Here is a 17,120-nt window from a genome sequence, read left to right as displayed (position 1 = left end):
AAAGGAGGGATGATGAAAACGATCGGCCTGTTAGGTGGAATGAGCTGGGAATCGACAATCCCTTATTATCGCCTGATTAACGAAGGGGTGAAGCAGCATCTGGGTGGTCTGCACTCCGCAAACCTGCTCCTGCACAGCGTTGATTTTCATGAAATCGAAGCCTGCCAGTCGAGCGGCGAGTGGGATAAAGCCGGGGCGATCCTGGCCCAGGCGGCGCTGGGGCTGGAGCGGGCTGGCGCCGAGGGGATATTGCTTTGTACCAATACCATGCACAAGGTGGCATCGCATATTGAGAACCGCTGCTCGCTGCCGTTCCTGCATATCGCTGACGCCACCGGGCGCGCAATTGCGGCATCCGGGATGCGCCGCGTAGCGCTGCTGGGCACACGCTACACCATGGAGCAGGATTTCTATCGCGGGCGTTTGCGCAGCGAGTTTGGGATCGAAAGCCTGATCCCTGAAGAAGAAGACCGGGTGCGCATCAATCAGATTATCTTTGACGAGCTCTGTCTCGGCACCTTCAGCGAAACCTCCCGCGCCTTCTACGTCAGCGTCATCGAAAAACTCGCGCAGCAGGGGGCTGAAGGGGTGATCTTCGGCTGCACGGAGATCGGTTTGCTGGTACCCGTTGAGCGAAGCCCTCTTCCGGTATTTGATACCACCGCTATTCATGCTGCGGATGCCGTGGCGTTTATGCTGTCATAATGGGTCCTGCAGGTCAGGTAAGCGAAGCGCCACCTGACGCGCGTGCTCCATGACGTGTTCGGTGAAAGCGTCCACCAGCGCGGAAGCCGGACGGTGTAGCGGACGGATCAGGCTCACGGTGAACGGGACGGACACGCTAAAGCGGCGGATGACGATCCCGCTTCCCGCATAATCCAGCGCCGTGAGCGGATTCACCACCGCGACGCCGACGCCGGCACGCACCATCGCGCAAATCGAGGCCGCGCTGTGCGTTTCCACCGCCATTCGCCGTTTGACCTGATGCTCGGTAAACAGGGTATCCAGCAGCTGTCTGTAACTGTCGGTCTGCGACAGGCTGATGTAGTTTTCCCCGTGGAAATCCTCCGGCGTGAGCACCGCCTTACCGGCAAGCCGATGCCCGGCGGGCAGAACGCACACTTCATCTAACGAGAGCAGCTCCGTGCGCGCCGTGCCCGCTGGGGTGGTGAGGGTTTCGGTTAGCCCTAAATCATGGCGCTGTGCCGAAAGCCACTCTTCAAGCAGGGGAGATTCCTGCGGCACGATGGTGAGGCTGACCTCCGGGTATCGGGCCAGAAAGGGTTGCAGCAGCATCGGTAAAAAGGATTGTGAAAAGACGGGCAGGCAGACAATCGACAGCTCGCCCTGGCGAAACTCGCGCAGGCTTTCCGCGGCGCTCACGATTCTGTCCAGCCCGTACCAGGAGCGCTGAACTTCCTCGAACAGGCGTAATCCTTGTACCGTCGGGTGAAGCCTGCCCCGGGTGCGTTCGAACAGCTTCAGCCCCAGCACTTTCTCGAAGCGCGCCAGCTCGCGGCTCACCGTCGGCTGCGAGGTGTGCAGCATCTGTGCGGCTTCGGTGAGATTGCCGGTGGTCATCACGGCGTGAAAAATCTCGATATGACGTAAATTGACGGCGGGCATAGGGCACCTGAAAGCAGAGAACTATCCATATCATTTTTGCATAGACTCGCGATAAAACGATATTTTTTATTCTCCTTGCGCTGTGGCGTAATCATCAAAACGCATTTATCCGGAGAAGACCATGCCACGCCCGCTGAACCAGACTGATACCGATTTGAACGCCGACAACCTGCTGCGCCTGCCTGCCGAGTTTGGCTGTCCGGTGTGGGTCTACGACGCGCAGATCGTCCGCGAGAAGATCGCCGCCCTGCATCAGTTCGACGTGGTGCGTTTTGCCCAGAAGGCCTGCTCCAATATTCATATTCTGCGCCTGATGCGCGAGCAGGGCGTGAAGGTTGACTCCGTTTCACTCGGCGAAATCGAGCGCGCGCTGGTAGCCGGATACGATCCGAAAGCCGACAGCGACGCGATCGTCTTTACTGCCGATGTGATCGACGATGCGACGCTGGCGCGCGTTCACGAACTGCAGATCCCGGTAAATGCCGGTTCTGTGGATATGCTCGAGCAGCTCGGTCAGGTTTCTCCCGGCCACCGCGTCTGGCTGCGCGTGAACCCGGGCTTTGGTCATGGCCACAGCCAAAAAACCAATACCGGCGGCGAAAACAGCAAGCACGGGATCTGGTATGCCGACATGCCTGCCGCGCTGGAGGTGTTACAGCGCTACAACCTGAAGCTGGTGGGTATTCATATGCACATTGGCTCTGGGGTGGATTACGGCCACCTGGAACAGGTGTGCGGCGCGATGGTGCGTCAGGTTGTCGACTTCGGTCAGGATCTGGAGGCGATCTCTGCGGGCGGTGGTCTCTCCATTCCTTATCGCGAAGGGGAAGAGGCGATCGATACCGATCACTATTACGGTTTGTGGAGCGCCGCGCGCGATCAAATTGCCGCGCATCTGGGCCACGCGGTGAAGCTGGAAATTGAGCCGGGTCGTTTCCTGGTGGCGGAAGCCGGCGTGCTGGTTTCGCAGGTGCGCAGCGTGAAAGAGATGGGGTCTCGCCACTTCGTCTTGATTGATGCAGGCTTTAACGACCTGATGCGTCCGTCCATGTACGGCAGCTATCACCACATTACCGCCCTGGCTGCCGACGGCCGCGATTTAACGCAGGCGCCGCGCGTTGAGACGGTCGTTGCGGGGCCGCTGTGCGAATCGGGTGACGTGTTTACCCAGCAGGAGGGCGGCAAAGTGGAAACCCGCGCGCTGCCAGAGGTCAAACCGGGTGATTATCTTGTGCTGCACGACACCGGTGCCTACGGGGCGTCTATGTCCTCTAACTACAATAGTCGCCCGCTGCTGCCGGAAGTGCTGTTTGATAATGGCAAGGCGCGGCTGATACGCCGTCGCCAGACCATTCAGGAACTGCTGGCTTTAGAACTCATCTGATGAAAGTACGGCCCCGTTGTGACCGAATCGCGTAACACCAGCGTGCCGGTAAACGGCGGGATGGCATCGACCGGCTGGTTTCTTGCCAGCCGGATCGCCTGATCGATGGCGGTGACAATCATATTGTCGATGGGCAGATAAACCGACGAGAGCGCAGGCTCCAGCCATTTCGCGCTTGGGGCATCATCAAAGCCGAACAGGGAGATATCCTGCGGGATTTTCAGCCCCGCCTGGTGCAACGCTTTGGACGCCCCCAGCGCCATATCGTCGTTACAGGCAAACAGGGCGCTAAACGGTACTCCGTCGGCAATCAATTCCTTGCAAAGCTCGTATCCCCGCGTCATTCCTGCATCGCCGTACTTTATCCGACGCTCGTCCAGACGGATACCGTGCTTTTCCAGCGCCTTGCGATAGCCCATCAGCCGCGCTTTACCCGTGGGAGTGTGGATCGGGACGGTGATACAGGCGATCTCCCGATGGCCCTGGCCGATCAGGTAATCCACGGCCTTGAATGCGGCATCCTGCTGTTCGAAGAACACGCAGCGATCCGGCGCCTGGCTCACTTCACGGTTAATGACCACCAGCGGCGTTTTCACGGTGTTCATCAGTTTGACGATCGCTTTTTCGCTCATGTAGCGCGTGTAAAGCACGATGGCGTCGCACTGGCGATCGGCCAGCATCTGCACCGCCTGCTCTTCCTGTTCCGGCGCGTCGTGACCGTCGGTGACGATCAGCTGTTTCCCGTGAGTTTCGGTCTGCCGCGACGCCTGCTGGAGAAGGCGGCCAAAATAAAAGCCGTCAAAGGTCGAGACGACCAGACCAATGCTGTTGCTGGTCTGGTTAGCCAGCGAGCGCGCGAGAAAGTTCGGGCGATAGCCCAGCTCTTCCATCGCAGCAAACACCTGCTGACGCGTACTCTCTTTTACCTGACCTGTGCCGTTCAGCACGCGCGATACCGTGGCCTTCGACACGCCCGCGCGCAGTGATACATCCAGCATTGTTGCCATTCTATATTCCTGCTTCCACGTAACGATCTGCAGTTTACCACAGAGCTTATGCCGTATAAGCGATGCGGGAAGCGCAAAAACTCTGCCACGATCACGCTTTTTGGTAACGATTCGTCCGGCCAGCCTGAAGTCAAACTCAATAGCCTGACTCTGGTAAGATAATCACCGAACCGGGCTGGAGCATCAGGCCAGTAAATACATGAGAAAATGCAGGTGAAACATGAATAAGGCTGTCATCCTCCCGCTTTACAAGGCGCCACACTTCGCAGAGCAGGTTACCGACTGGATCTGGCAGGCCTTTGGCGAAGGGCTTCCTCGGGAATTTTTCCACAGCATTGTTGAGCACAGCCAGACGCCTGGGGCATTACCGTTGACGTTCATTGCCGTTGACGGCGAACAGCTTCTTGGCACGGTGGGACTCTGGCGCTGCGATTTGATCACCCGTCAGGATCTCTGTCCGTGGCTGGCGGCGCTCTACGTAGACGACGCGGCGCGAGGCAAGGGGCTTGCGGGAGAACTTCAGCGGCATGTTATCGCTTACGCCGCGCAGTCCGGGTATGAGGAGCTCCATCTCTGGTCTGCCTGCCGCGACTTCTACGAACGTTACGGCTGGCAGTATATCGGTGATGGGCTGGAATACCCCAACACGCGGGTGCACCTCTACCGTTATTCGCTTTGCGCTTCTGCAGGCGACGCAACGGAGTGACGACGGACCAGCGTCGGGCTAAACAGATGGGTAATTTCCGGCGGCTGGCGCTGTTCAGCCAGCGCTAGCGCCAGCTCGGCGGCCTGCGTTGCCATGGTGATGATTGGGTAGCGCACGGTGGTCAGACGCGGGCGAACGTAGCGGGAGACCAGCACGTCGTCGAAGCCAATCAGCGAAATTTCTGCCGGTACCTCAATTCCGTTGTCATTCAACACCCCCATTGCCCCTGCGGCCATAGAGTCGTTATAGCTGGCAACCGCCGTGAAATTCCGTCCGCGGCCCAGCAGTTCGGTCATGGCCTGTTCACCGCCGCTCTCGTCCGGTTCGCCGTAGGCCACCAGACGGTCATTACACGGCAGCCCGTTTTCACGCAGGGCATCGTAGTAGCCCTGCAGACGGTCTTCCGCATCAGAAATGGGGTGATTGGAACAGAGATAGCCAATCCGGGTATGGCCCTGCTGAATCAGGTGCCGCGTGGCAAGCCAGGCGCCGTAGCGGTCGTCGAGGGCCACACAGCGTTTCTCAAAGCCGGGAATGATACGGTTGATAATCACCATTCCGGGCATCTGCTTCATCAGGTGAATCAGTTCGGCATCCGGGATCATTTTAGCGTGAACCACCAGCGCCGCGCAGCGGTGGCGGATCAGCTGTTCAATGGCCTGGCGTTCCTTTTGTTCGTTATGATAGCCATTGCCGATCAGCAAAAAATTGCCTGTCTGATAGGAAACCTGTTCAACCGCTTTCACCATGGCGCCGAAAAAGGGATCAGAAACATCGCCCACCACCAGACCAATCGTTTCTGTGGACTGCTGGGCGAGCGCGCGAGCGTTGGCATTGGGATGATAATTCAGGGATTCCATGGCGCTTTGTACCGCCTGACGTGATGCGTCACTGGCCTTTGGTGAATCATTAATCACGCGCGAGACGGTTGCCACCGACACGCCAGCCAGACGGGCCACATCCTTTATTGTCGCCATTCATTACCTTCTTATTGGGGGTAAGCGTTTACACACCAAATAGTGTTGCGGAAAAGCGGCGTGCATTCAAGGGGAGCGGATTTCCGCTCTCCACAAACGTGACGCAGCACACCCCTGGCGGTGTAATCGTTACACGCCCAGTCATGTCTGAAAAATGTGAATCTGAACCTTTAGTTACACTTTGCCTCAGGCTGTTGCGATTGTCCGATAGCAAGGGCGTTAAAGAGGTTGATACAGTTGAGATCCCAGAGGTATTGATTGGTGAGAATTCTTAGTACGGTTTCGTACTCATCTCTTGCACCAACCTGCGCGGATGCGCAGGTTTTTTTTCGCCTCCACTTTTGCTGTCGCTCCCTTATCACTTCTCGTGTAATCTGCCACCATTTACTAATAACCCTCCACACTGGCTGGCAAAGGGAGTTGAGATGCTATTTGGGTTCTTCCGTACGCTTTTCCGTATTATTTTTCGCATCCGCATTACTGGCGACACCCGGGCGCTTAGCGGCGAACGCGTTTTGATCACACCAAACCATGTTTCCTTTATAGACGGCATCCTGCTGGCGCTGTTTTTGCCCGTGCGTCCGGTGTTTGCGGTGTATACCTCCATCAGCCAGCAGTGGTACATGCGCTGGCTCTCGCCGCTGATTGATTTTGTGCCGCTCGACCCGACAAAGCCGATGATGATTAAGCATCTGGTACGTCTGGTCGAGCAGGGGCGCCCGGTGGTCATTTTCCCTGAAGGACGGATCTCCGTGACCGGTTCGCTGATGAAAATCTACGACGGCGCGGGGTTTGTTGCGGCGAAGTCAAAAGCGACCGTGGTGCCGCTGCGTATTGAAGGCGCGGAGCTGACCCATTTCAGCCGTCTGAAGGGGCTGGTGAAGCAGCGTCTGTTCCCCAAAATCACGCTGCATATCCTGCCGCCAACGTCATTACCGATGCCCGACGCGCCGCGTGCCCGCGATCGCCGTAAAATCGCCGGGGAAATGCTGCATCAGATCATGATGGAAGCGCGTATGGCCGTGCGCCCGCGCGAAACGCTCTACGAATCCCTGCTTTCCGCGCAGTACCGCTATGGCGCGAAGAAAAACTGCATCGAAGACATCAACTTTACCCCGGATACCTATCGCAAGCTGCTGACCAAAACCCTGTTTGTGGGCCGTATTCTTGAGAAGTACAGCAAAAAGGGCGAAAAGATTGGACTGATGCTGCCTAACGCGGGCATCAGCGCGGCGGTGATTTTCGGCGCGGTTTCCCGGGGCCGAATTCCGGCGATGATGAACTACACGGCGGGCGTGAAGGGACTGACCAGCGCGATAACCGCTGCGCAAATCAATACCATATTCACCTCCCGCCAGTTCCTGGACAAAGGCAAGCTCTGGCATCTTCCCGAGCAGCTCACTCAGGTGCGCTGGGTCTTCCTGGAAGATCTGAAAGCGGACGTGACCACCGGCGACAAGCTGTGGATTTTTGCGCATCTGCTGATGCCGCGTCTGGCCCAGGTCAAACAGCAGCCGGAAGATGACGCGATTATCCTCTTCACGTCGGGATCGGAGGGCAACCCGAAAGGCGTCGTCCACAGCCACAAGAGCATTCTGGCAAACGTTGAGCAGATCAAAAGCATTGCCGACTTTACCGCGAACGACCGCTTTATGTCGGCGCTGCCGCTGTTCCACTCCTTTGGCCTGACGGTGGGGCTGTTCACGCCGCTCCTGACCGGTGCAGAAGTGTTCCTTTACCCAAGCCCGCTGCATTACCGCATCGTGCCGGAGCTGGTGTATGACCGTAACTGCACCGTGCTGTTCGGGACCTCTACCTTCCTGGGGAACTATGCGCGTTTCGCCAATCCGTATGACTTCTATCGCGTGCGGTACGTGGTGGCCGGTGCGGAAAAACTGCAGGAGAGCACGCGTCAGATCTGGCAGGATAAGTTTGGCCTGCGCATTCTCGAAGGCTATGGCGTGACCGAATGTGCGCCCGTGGTCTCGATTAACGTGCCGATGGCGGCGAAACCGGGAACGGTTGGCCGCATTCTGCCGGGGATGGACGCGCGTCTGCTGGCGGTGCCGGGCATAGAGGACGGCGGCCGTCTGCAGCTGAAAGGGCCAAACGTGATGAACGGGTATCTGCGCGTGGAAAATCCGGGCGTGCTGGAAGCGCCGACGGCGGAGAACGTCAACGGCGAGGTTGAAACCGGCTGGTACGACACCGGTGATATCGTCCGTTTCGATGAGCAGGGCTTTGTACAGATTCAGGGACGCGCGAAACGCTTCGCCAAAATCGCTGGCGAAATGGTCTCTCTGGAAATGGTGGAGCAGCTGGCGACGGCCGTGTCCGCCGAGAAGATGCACGCCACCGTCGTGAAGAGCGATGCCAGCAAAGGTGAGGCGCTGGTACTGTTTACGACCGACAGTGAGCTTAAGCGCGACAGATTACTGAGCTATGCACGCGAACACGGTATTCCTGAACTGGCCGTGCCGCGCGATATTCGCTACCTGAAACAGCTCCCGGTGCTGGGCAGCGGGAAGCCCGATTTCGTGACCCTGAAAGGCATGGTTGAAGAGGCGGAACAGCAAAATGCGTGAGTCAGTACACACTAACACATCCCTCAGGTCGAAAGGCATGATGGCCGTCATCGCCGCGCAGTTTCTCTCTGCGTTCGGTGATAACGCGCTGCTGTTTGCCACGCTGGCGCTGCTGAAAGCCGAGTTTTACCCCGACTGGAGTCAGCCGATCCTGCAGATGGTGTTTGTGGGCGCTTACATTATCTTTGCTCCGTTTGTGGGACAGGTGGCGGACAGCTTCCCGAAAGGCCGGGTGATGATGTTTGCCAACGGCCTCAAGCTGCTGGGGGCGGCCAGCATTTGCTTTGGCTTCAATCCGTTTATTGGCTATACGCTGGTGGGCATTGGGGCCGCCGCTTACTCGCCGGCGAAGTACGGCATCCTCGGAGAGCTGACCACCGGGGATAAGCTGGTGAAAGCCAACGGCCTGATGGAATCGTCGACCATTGCCGCTATTCTGCTCGGATCCGTCGCGGGCGGCGTGCTGGCCGACTGGCATGTGCTGGCGGCACTGGGCGTGTGTGCGGTGGTGTATGGCGGGGCGGTCGTGGCGAACCTGTTTATTCCGAAGCTGCCGGTGGCTCGCCCGGGCCAGTCCTGGCGCGTTAAACCAATGACCGGCAGCTTCTTTACTGCCTGCCGCGTGCTGTGGCGTAACGGTGAAACGCGTTTCTCCCTGATGGGGACCAGTATGTTCTGGGGCGCGGGCGTTACGCTGCGCTTCCTGCTGGTGCTGTGGGTGCCCGTGGCGCTGGGGATTACTGACAACGCGACGCCGACCTATCTTAATGCGATGGTGGCCATCGGCATTGTTGTGGGGGCAGGTGCGGCAGCGAAGCTGGTGACGCTTGAGACGGTTGCACGCTGCATGCCAGCAGGGATCCTGATTGGCGTCGTGGTGCTTATCTTCTCGCTGCAGCATGCGTTATTGCCTGCGTATGTCCTCCTGATCCTGATTGGTATTCTGGGGGGCTTCTTCGTGGTGCCGCTGAACGCGTTACTGCAGGAGCGGGGCAAGCAGACCGTCGGGGCGGGGAATGCCATCGCGGTACAAAATCTGGGTGAAAACCTGGCGATGCTGTTAATGCTGGGACTCTACTCGCTCGCGGTAAAAGTGGGTGTGCCGGTGGTGGGGATTGGCGTCGGGTTTGGCGGGCTGTTTGCGATTGCGATTGCTGCATTATGGCTCTGGCAACGTCGCCGTTGATATATAGCCGGGTGGCGGCTTCGCCTTACCCGGCCTGGGTTTGAGCACCTGCAGGCCCGGTAAGCGTCGCGCCACCGGGCAAAAGTATCAGGCTACGGTGCAGGATAAGTATAAACCTGATGCACCGCTTCAATCTCCGCTAGCACCTCTTCACTCAGGTTCAGATGGAAACTCTCAATATTGGTTTTCAGCTGTTCCATCGTGGTTGCGCCCAGCAGGGTACTGGCAACAAACGGCTGACGACGCACGAAGGCCAGCGCCATCTGCGCAGGGTCAAGACCGTGACGCTTCGCGATATCCACATAGGCGGCAACGGCTTTCTGCGTCTGCTCGCCGCTGTAGCGGGTAAAGCGGCTAAAGAGGGTATTACGCGCACCGGCCGGTTTCGCACCGTTCAGGTATTTCCCCGTCAGCGTGCCGAAGCCGAGACAGGAGTAGGCGAGCAGTTCCACCTCTTCATACTGCGTCACTTCGGCCAGACCCACTTCATAGCTGCGGTTAAGCAGGCTGTACGGGTTCTGGATAGTCACGATACGCGGCAGATCGTGCTTATCCGCCAGGTGCAGATAGCGCATGACCCCAAAGGCCGTTTCGTTAGACACGCCAATGTAGCGGATTTTTCCCGCACGCTGGCATTCGGTCAGCGCTTCCAGCGTTTCCAGCAGCGTCACGGTGGGGGCGCTCTCATTCCAGCTGTAGCCGAGCTTACCAAAGCAGTTGGTTGGCCGCTGCGGCCAGTGCACCTGGTAGAGGTCGAGATAGTCGGTTTGCAGGCGCTTGAGGCTGGCGTCCAGCGCGGCGCGGATATTTTTGCGATCGAGGATCTGGTTCGGGCGGATCCCGGTATCGTTGTTGCGCGCGGGGCCACTGACTTTGGAGGCAATCACCAGCTTTTCACGGTTGCCGCGTTTTGCCAGCCAGTTACCGACGTAGGTTTCGGTCAGTCCCTGCGTCTCAGGACGTGGCGGTACAGGGTACATCTCTGCGACATCAATCAGGTTAATGCCCTGGCTGACGGCGTAATCGAGTTGTGCATGGGCATCGGCTTCGCTGTTTTGTTCACCAAATGTCATCGTGCCCAACCCCAGTTGGCTAATTTCCAGTGCGCTGTGGGGGATACGGTGATAATGCATAGCCGGCTTCCTCAGTAGACTTATAGACCGCGTCAGGCCGTGCCCGACAAAGGAATATAAACATGGCAGAGGGGAAGCAAAAGGGGAAGAAAAAAATCAAAAAGGCCAGCAAGCGACTGACCTCTCTCTGTTTATCGCTCGATAATTTGCGAGACTTCGTCGCGATTGATCTGCATTTTATTGCCTTCCTGGTCGCGGTAGCTGACCAGACCGGTATCATCGTCGACTTCGGGTTTACCGTCGGTCAGGATCATTCGACCATCTTTTGTCGCCATGACGTAATCGCTGCTACAGCCCGATACAGCAAACGCTAAACCGACTGCTGACACTAACACTGCCCATTTTTTCATCGTTATCGTCCTCATCTGGCTTGTATCAAATCATAATCTAGTATTAACCCGATATGGCGACTTGAGGAAGCGGTAAAATCTTAAAAAGCAGTCGATTATGTTCGAGAGCTCTCAAAATAAGTAAAAAACTATGTTTTCAACAGGAAATGACGTGCGAGTAGTGCACCGGTGAAATTCTTTTTGAGATAAAAACCGCGCGGCAACGTCAGGATAGGCTCGCCCTGCGCGCCGATTGCCTCGGTAAGTGCTTTACTGTTGGCCGCTTTCGGACGCAGCTGTAATACTTCTCCGTGTCGGGCGGTGATACGCTCTACCTGCCCAAGCACAATCATGTCCATTAGCTCCTCCCAGTCCAGACGCAGCTGATGCTCCTCACCCTCGTCAGGGCTCCAGAGCAGCGGCGCGCCGACGCGACGGTCAGCCAGGGGGATCTGACGCTCACCCTCAACCGGTACCCACAATACGCGCTTCAGCTTGTGGCGAACGTGGCTGGTTTCCCAGGTTACGCCGGTATTGCCGGTTAATGGCGCAACGCAGACGAAGGTGGTCTCAAGCGGCTTGCCCTGGCGGTCTACTGGGATGGTTTTTAACTCCACGCCAAGGGCTGCAAAATCCTGCTCGGGTTTGCTCCCTGCGCTGGCACCCAGCCACAGCTCCAGCAGCATACCGATCCAGCCTTTATCCCGCTTCAGATCCTTTGGGATCGGAAGCCCGGCCATTGCCGCCAGCTCGCCAAGCGAAAAGCCAGCCAGACGCTGTGCCTGCAGTAGCAACTGGCTCTCGCTGGACGGTGGTGAGAGCAAGGGTGTAAGCGGGTGCATGACGGTAACCTTTTGATTAAAAAATAAACGAAGAAATTGTCCCCTGTGGATAGAGTTTAACTATTTCTGTACCAATATGACATCTCTATGATTTATAGGATTTTTTATTGGTCTGAAATCGTTCCACCTGGGTGAGAAAACCGGTTGTTCAAATCTGGTCACTGACAATGAACAGGATCTTACACCATGTTATCCACAGAAAAATGGGATAACTGGGCATAACCCTGACTACTGTTTCCATTTACAGCCTTGACGTGCGATGAAAATCGAATTTTCAAACAAATTGTGACTAAGTTATTGGCACAATCTGTGGATAAAACCGACGCTGTTCGATCTTTCATCAGTGCGACGATCCCTGATGTGACGATCGTCACGCTAATCAGTTTTTTGTTTATGTAAATACGTATAACACTATGAAAATAATCATATTAATGCGGTGGGGTATAAAAGGGTCTTTCGCGGCGCTTGAGGTTGTTCATCGGTAATCAGACACTTCTTCACAACTATATCCACAGAAAAGGTGAATAAAATTCCCTTTGCTGTCTCACTTCTGTTTATAACTCCGCACATATTTGTGAGTTATTCAATTGTTATTAGGTTGCAGGCCTGTAAGAGAGTGGTTTACCGCCTCCCTGTAGTGTGAAACAATCATTCATATATAAGGTTTAGTTTGGGGTAGTCCGGTGATTGATGACGATGGCTACCGCCCAAACGTAGGAATAGTAATTTGTAATCGTCAGGGCCAGGTGATGTGGGCCCGTCGATATGGTCAGCACTCCTGGCAGTTCCCGCAAGGCGGGATCAATCCTGGAGAGTCCCCAGAACAAGCGATGTACCGGGAGCTTTTTGAAGAGGTCGGTTTGAGCCGAAAAGATGTTCGCATCCTGGCTTCGACCCGCAACTGGTTGCGTTACAAGTTACCGAAACGTTTGGTGCGTTGGGACACAAAGCCGGTTTGTATCGGCCAGAAACAGAAGTGGTTTCTGTTGCAGTTGGTGGGCAACGATTCAGACATCAATATGCAAACCAGCAGTACGCCGGAGTTCGATGGCTGGCGCTGGGTGAGCTATTGGTATCCTGTTCGTCAGGTCGTGTCATTTAAGCGCGATGTTTACCGTAGGGTGATGAAAGAGTTTGCAAGTGTGGTGATGCAGCTTCAGGAGATCCCGCCTAAGCCGCAGAGCGCACCTGCCTGGCGACGTAAAAGAGGTTAAGCTACGCAAATCATGCTCACCCGCTTGCGAGAAATAGTCGAGAAGGTGGCCAGCGCGCCGCGTCTGAACGAGGCGCTGAATATTCTGGTCACCGACATCTGTCTTGCGATGGAGACCGAGGTCTGTTCGGTGTATCTGGCCGACCACGATCGGCGCTGCTATTACCTGATGGCGACCCGTGGTTTGAAAAAACCGCGTGGACGCACCGTAACGCTCGCATTTGATGAGGGTATCGTGGGTCTGGTTGGGCGACTGGCTGAACCCATTAACCTTGCTGACGCGCAAAAACACCCCAGCTTTAAATACATTCCTTCCGTAAAAGAAGAGCGCTTCCGCGCTTTCCTTGGCGTGCCGATTATCCAGCGTCGCCAGCTGCTCGGCGTGCTGGTTGTCCAGCAGCGTGAGCTACGTCAGTACGACGAAAGCGAGGAGTCATTCCTCGTCACGCTGGCCACGCAGATGGCGGCGATCCTCTCCCAGTCTCAGCTTGCCGCGCTCTTTGGCCAGTATCGCCATACGCGCATTCGTGCCCTTCCGGCCTCGCCAGGCGTGGCGATTGCTGAAGGCTGGATGGATGCCACGCTGCCGCTCATGGAGCAGGTTTACGAAGCCTCAACGCTTGATGAAGCGCTGGAGCGCGAGCGTCTTACCGCCGCGCTGGAAGAGGCCGCGAATGAATTTCGTCGCTACAGCAAGCGCTTTGCCGCAGGCGCGCAAAAAGAGACGGCGGCCATCTTTGACCTCTATTCGCACCTGCTTTCCGATGCGCGCCTGCGCCGTGAGCTTTTTGCGGAAGTGGATAAAGGCTCGGTCGCGGAGTGGGCGGTTAAGAAGGTCATCGAAAAATTTGCCGATCAATTTGCGGCACTGACCGACGGTTACCTGAAAGAGCGCGCAGGCGATCTGCGCGCCCTGGGGCAGCGCCTGCTGTTCCATCTTGATGACACCATTCAGGGGCCGAACGCCTGGCCAAAACGGTTTGTTCTGGTCGCCGATGAACTCTCAGCAACGACGCTGGCTGAACTGCCGCAGGACAGGCTGGCCGGTGTGGTGGTGCGCGATGGTGCCGCCAACTCGCACGCCGCCATTATGGTGCGCGCGCTGGGTATCCCTACCGTTATGGGGGCGGACATTCAGCCGTCGGTGCTTCATCGCCGTACGCTGGTGGTCGACGGCTATCGCGGTGAGCTACTGGTCGATCCTGAGCCGGTTCTGCTCCAGGAATACCAGCGTCTTATCAGCGAAGAGAATGAATTAAGCAAGCTGGCGGAAGATGACGTTAACCTGCCCGCCCAGCTTAAGAGCGGTGAGCGGATCAAAGTCATGCTCAACGCCGGTTTAAGCCCTGAGCATGAAGAGAAGCTGGGCAGCCGCATCGACGGCATTGGCCTGTACCGCACTGAAATCCCGTTCATGCTGCAAAGCGGTTTCCCCTCTGAAGAGGAGCAGGTGGCGCAGTATCAGGGCATGCTGCAAATGTTTAACGACAAACCTGTCACCCTGCGAACCCTGGACGTCGGGGCGGATAAACAGCTGCCCTATATGCCGATCAGCGAAGAAAACCCGTGCCTGGGCTGGCGTGGGATCCGCATTACGCTCGACCAGCCTGAGATCTTCCTGATCCAGGTGCGCGCGATGCTCCGCGCCAACGCGGCGACGGGCAATCTCAGCATCCTGCTGCCGATGGTCACCAGCATCGACGAGATCGACGAAGCGCGTCGGTTGATCGAACGTGCAGGCCGTGAAGTGGAAGAGATGATCGGTTATGCGATTCCGAAACCGCGGATCGGCGTCATGCTTGAAGTGCCGTCTATGGTCTTTATGCTGCCGCAGCTGGCGAACCGGGTTGATTTTATCTCTGTCGGCACGAACGACCTGACGCAATATATTCTGGCCGTCGACCGTAACAACACCCGCGTCGCCAGTATCTATGACAGCCTGCATCCGGCGATCATTCGCGCCTTAGCGATGATTGCCCGTGAAGCGGAGCAGTACGGCATTGATTTACGCCTGTGCGGTGAAATGGCCGGGGACTCCATGTGCGTTGCGATCCTGATTGGTCTGGGATATCGCCATCTGTCGATGAACGGTCGCGCTGTTGCCCGCGTGAAGTATCTGTTGCGGCATATTGACATCAATGATGCCCGCGAACTGGCAGAACGTAGCCTTGAGGCGCAGCTGGCTGCTGAGGTTCGCCACCAGGTCGCGGCGTTTATGGAGCGACGCGGTATGGGCGGCCTGATCCGCGGCGGCCGCTAAAGCCTTTCTCCCTCTCTCTGTGGGAGAGGGCACCAGCGCGCATAAAACCCTATACACATCTTTTACATCTCGGGCGCATCCTCCGCGCCCGCCTTGTGCTATGATTCGCAACTTTGGAGCCTCTGCTTACGGCAGAATCGCATTTCTACCGCTGTCCACTTTCAGCGGAATAACAACATCTTGTGGTGACAGATGAACAGTGGTTATCTGCATTTTCCGGAATTTGATCCGGTCATTTTCTCAGTAGGACCTGTTTCGCTTCACTGGTACGGTCTGATGTACCTGGTGGGCTTCATTTTTGCCATGTGGCTCGCTGGCCGTCGCGCCAGCCGTCCTGGCAGCGGCTGGACTAAAAACGAAGTTGAAAACCTGCTGTATGCGGGCTTCCTCGGCGTGTTCCTGGGGGGCCGAATTGGGTATGTGCTGTTCTATAACTTCCCGGTATTCCTGAATGACCCTCTCTATCTGTTCCGCGTCTGGGACGGCGGCATGTCCTTCCACGGCGGCCTGATTGGGGTGATCCTGGTGATGGTGATTTTTGCCAAACGCACCAAACGCAACTTCTTCCAGGTGTCAGATTTCATCGCGCCGCTGATCCCGTTTGGTCTCGGGGCAGGCCGTCTGGGCAACTTCATCAACGGTGAGCTGTGGGGGCGTGTCGACCCGAGCGTTTCCTTTACCATGCTGTTCCCGGGCTCGCGCGCGGAAGACATGGCGCTGCTGCCGTCGCACCCTGAGTGGCAGTCCATTTTCGATACCTACGGCGTGCTGCCGCGCCATATGTCCCAGCTGTACGAGCTGGCGCTGGAAGGCGTGGTGCTGTTTATCATCCTCAACCTGTTTATCCGCAAACCGCGCCCGATGGGGGCTGTCTCCGGCCTGTTCCTGATCGGCTACGGTGCATTCCGTATTATCGTCGAGTTCTTCCGCCAGCCGGACGCACAGTTTACCGGCGAGTGGGTACAGTACATCAGCATGGGGCAGATCCTCTCCATTCCGATGATTGTCGCGGGTGCCATTATGATGATTTGGGCGTATCGTCGTCGTCCACAGCAACAACTTTCCTGAGGAACCATGAAACAGTATCTTGAACTGATGAAAAAAGTGCTCGATGAGGGCACGCCGAAAAATGACCGCACCGGTACCGGTACGCTCTCCATTTTTGGCCACCAGATGCGCTTCAACCTGCAAGAAGGCTTCCCGCTGGTGACGACAAAGCGCTGCCACGTGCGCTCGATCATTCATGAACTGCTCTGGTTCCTGCAAGGCGATACTAACGTTGCGTATCTGCACGAAAATAACGTCTCCATCTGGGACGAATGGGCAGACGAGAACGGCAACCTGGGCCCCGTTTATGGCAAGCAGTGGCGCGCATGGCCAACGCCTGATGGCCGCCATATTGACCAGATCACCACCGTGATGAACCAGCTGAAAAACGATCCGGACTCGCGCCGCATCATCGTTTCCGCCTGGAACGTCGGCGAGCTGGATAAAATGGCGCTGGCGCCGTGCCACGCGTTCTTCCAGTTCTACGTGGCGGATGGAAAGCTCTCCTGCCAGCTCTACCAGCGCTCCTGTGACGTGTTCCTCGGTCTGCCGTTTAACATTGCCAGCTATGCGCTGTTAGTTCACATGATGGCGCAGCAGTGCGACCTGGAAGTGGGCGATTTCGTCTGGACCGGTGGGGATACCCATCTCTACAGCAACCATATGGAACAGACGCATCTCCAGCTAACCCGCGAACCGCGTGCGCTGCCGAAGCTGATCATCAAACGCAAACCGGCATCCATCTTCGACTACCGCTTTGAAGATTTCGAGATTGAGGGCTACGACCCCCATCCGGGCATCAAAGCGCCTGTCGCTATCTGATGC

The 17,120-nt window shown here is 56.9% G+C and carries 15 protein-coding genes; 9 read left to right on the top strand and 6 right to left on the bottom strand.

Translation table 11 applies throughout. From position 1 onward, the window contains the following. Positions 1-12 precede the first annotated feature (12 nt). Positions 13-705: an aspartate/glutamate racemase gene (locus ACHH0Z_RS09855; RefSeq protein WP_045407128.1), complete on the top strand. Its 693-nt coding sequence runs from the start codon at positions 13-15 to the stop codon at positions 703-705. Here the strand turns inward: ACHH0Z_RS09855 and ACHH0Z_RS09850 are convergent. Beyond that, the gene (locus ACHH0Z_RS09850; RefSeq protein WP_045407126.1) at positions 700-1,626 is read right to left on the bottom strand and encodes a LysR family transcriptional regulator; all 927 of its coding nucleotides are present in this window, start codon (positions 1,624-1,626) and stop codon (positions 700-702) included. The genes ACHH0Z_RS09855 and ACHH0Z_RS09850 overlap by 6 nt on opposite strands. A gap of 121 nt (positions 1,627-1,747) precedes the next feature. Between ACHH0Z_RS09850 and lysA the strand changes: the two genes are divergently transcribed. Then, positions 1,748-3,010, top strand: coding sequence for a diaminopimelate decarboxylase (lysA, locus tag ACHH0Z_RS09845; RefSeq protein ID WP_008499675.1), 1,263 nt, complete (start codon positions 1,748-1,750; stop codon positions 3,008-3,010). Here the strand turns inward: lysA and ACHH0Z_RS09840 are convergent. Beyond that, a complete protein-coding gene (locus tag ACHH0Z_RS09840; protein WP_008499674.1) occupies positions 2,980-4,017 on the bottom strand; it encodes a LacI family DNA-binding transcriptional regulator in 1,038 nt (345 codons plus the stop codon). The genes lysA and ACHH0Z_RS09840 overlap by 31 nt on opposite strands. 220 nt (positions 4,018-4,237) lie before the next feature. Here ACHH0Z_RS09840 and ACHH0Z_RS09835 point away from each other — a divergent pair, with 220 nt between their 5' ends. Next, on the top strand, positions 4,238-4,723 hold the full coding sequence (locus ACHH0Z_RS09835; protein WP_023344838.1) for a GNAT family N-acetyltransferase: 486 nt from the start codon (positions 4,238-4,240) through the stop codon (positions 4,721-4,723). Here the strand turns inward: ACHH0Z_RS09835 and galR are convergent. Continuing rightward, on the bottom strand, positions 4,684-5,700 hold the full coding sequence (gene galR, locus ACHH0Z_RS09830; RefSeq protein WP_021242019.1) for an HTH-type transcriptional regulator GalR: 1,017 nt from the start codon (positions 5,698-5,700) through the stop codon (positions 4,684-4,686). The two genes, ACHH0Z_RS09835 and galR, sit on opposite strands and share 40 nt — an antisense overlap. Positions 5,701-6,125: 425 nt before the next feature. On the opposite strand from galR, the gene aas reads away from it, so the two are divergent. Then, a complete protein-coding gene (gene aas, locus ACHH0Z_RS09825) occupies positions 6,126-8,285 on the top strand; it encodes a bifunctional acyl-ACP--phospholipid O-acyltransferase/long-chain-fatty-acid--ACP ligase (protein ID WP_045407123.1) in 2,160 nt (719 codons plus the stop codon). Then, a complete protein-coding gene (gene lplT, locus ACHH0Z_RS09820; RefSeq protein WP_045353476.1) occupies positions 8,278-9,471 on the top strand; it encodes a lysophospholipid transporter LplT in 1,194 nt (397 codons plus the stop codon). Before aas ends, lplT begins: the two co-directional genes overlap by 8 nt. A gap of 92 nt (positions 9,472-9,563) precedes the next feature. Here lplT and ACHH0Z_RS09815 read toward each other — a convergent pair whose 3' ends face one another. From ACHH0Z_RS09815 to mutH, 3 genes are all read right to left on the bottom strand, one after another. Beyond that, the gene (locus ACHH0Z_RS09815) at positions 9,564-10,604 is read right to left on the bottom strand and encodes an NADP(H)-dependent aldo-keto reductase (protein WP_021242016.1); all 1,041 of its coding nucleotides are present in this window, start codon (positions 10,602-10,604) and stop codon (positions 9,564-9,566) included. A gap of 131 nt (positions 10,605-10,735) precedes the next feature. Beyond that, positions 10,736-10,954 carry a YgdI/YgdR family lipoprotein gene (locus tag ACHH0Z_RS09810; RefSeq protein ID WP_008499668.1) on the bottom strand — a complete coding sequence of 73 codons (219 nt, stop codon included), beginning with the start codon at positions 10,952-10,954 and terminating at the stop codon, positions 10,736-10,738. A gap of 128 nt (positions 10,955-11,082) precedes the next feature. Next, positions 11,083-11,775, bottom strand: a complete 693-nt coding sequence (mutH, locus tag ACHH0Z_RS09805) for a DNA mismatch repair endonuclease MutH (RefSeq protein WP_045407121.1) — start codon at positions 11,773-11,775, stop codon at positions 11,083-11,085. Positions 11,776-12,458: 683 nt separating this feature from the next. Between mutH and rppH the strand changes: the two genes are divergently transcribed. From rppH to thyA, 4 genes are all read left to right on the top strand, one after another. Then, the gene (rppH, locus tag ACHH0Z_RS09800) at positions 12,459-12,989 is read left to right on the top strand and encodes an RNA pyrophosphohydrolase (protein ID WP_013098553.1); all 531 of its coding nucleotides are present in this window, start codon (positions 12,459-12,461) and stop codon (positions 12,987-12,989) included. 12 nt (positions 12,990-13,001) lie between these two features. Further along, the gene (gene ptsP / locus ACHH0Z_RS09795; protein ID WP_008499665.1) at positions 13,002-15,248 is read left to right on the top strand and encodes a phosphoenolpyruvate--protein phosphotransferase; all 2,247 of its coding nucleotides are present in this window, start codon (positions 13,002-13,004) and stop codon (positions 15,246-15,248) included. Positions 15,249-15,440: 192 nt separating this feature from the next. Further along, positions 15,441-16,316 carry a prolipoprotein diacylglyceryl transferase gene (gene lgt / locus ACHH0Z_RS09790; RefSeq protein WP_008499664.1) on the top strand — a complete coding sequence of 292 codons (876 nt, stop codon included), beginning with the start codon at positions 15,441-15,443 and terminating at the stop codon, positions 16,314-16,316. Between the two features lie 6 nt (positions 16,317-16,322). Further along, positions 16,323-17,117: a thymidylate synthase gene (gene thyA / locus ACHH0Z_RS09785; protein WP_021242014.1), complete on the top strand. Its 795-nt coding sequence runs from the start codon at positions 16,323-16,325 to the stop codon at positions 17,115-17,117. Positions 17,118-17,120: the final 3 nt, after the last annotated feature.

It is taken from the genome of Enterobacter cloacae complex sp. 2024EL-00227, assembly GCF_043945315.1.
GTDB classification, from domain to species: domain Bacteria; phylum Pseudomonadota; class Gammaproteobacteria; order Enterobacterales; family Enterobacteriaceae; genus Enterobacter; species Enterobacter roggenkampii.
The sequence above is the reverse complement of the archived record's forward strand: the minus strand, read 5'-3'. Positions and strand labels throughout refer to the sequence as shown.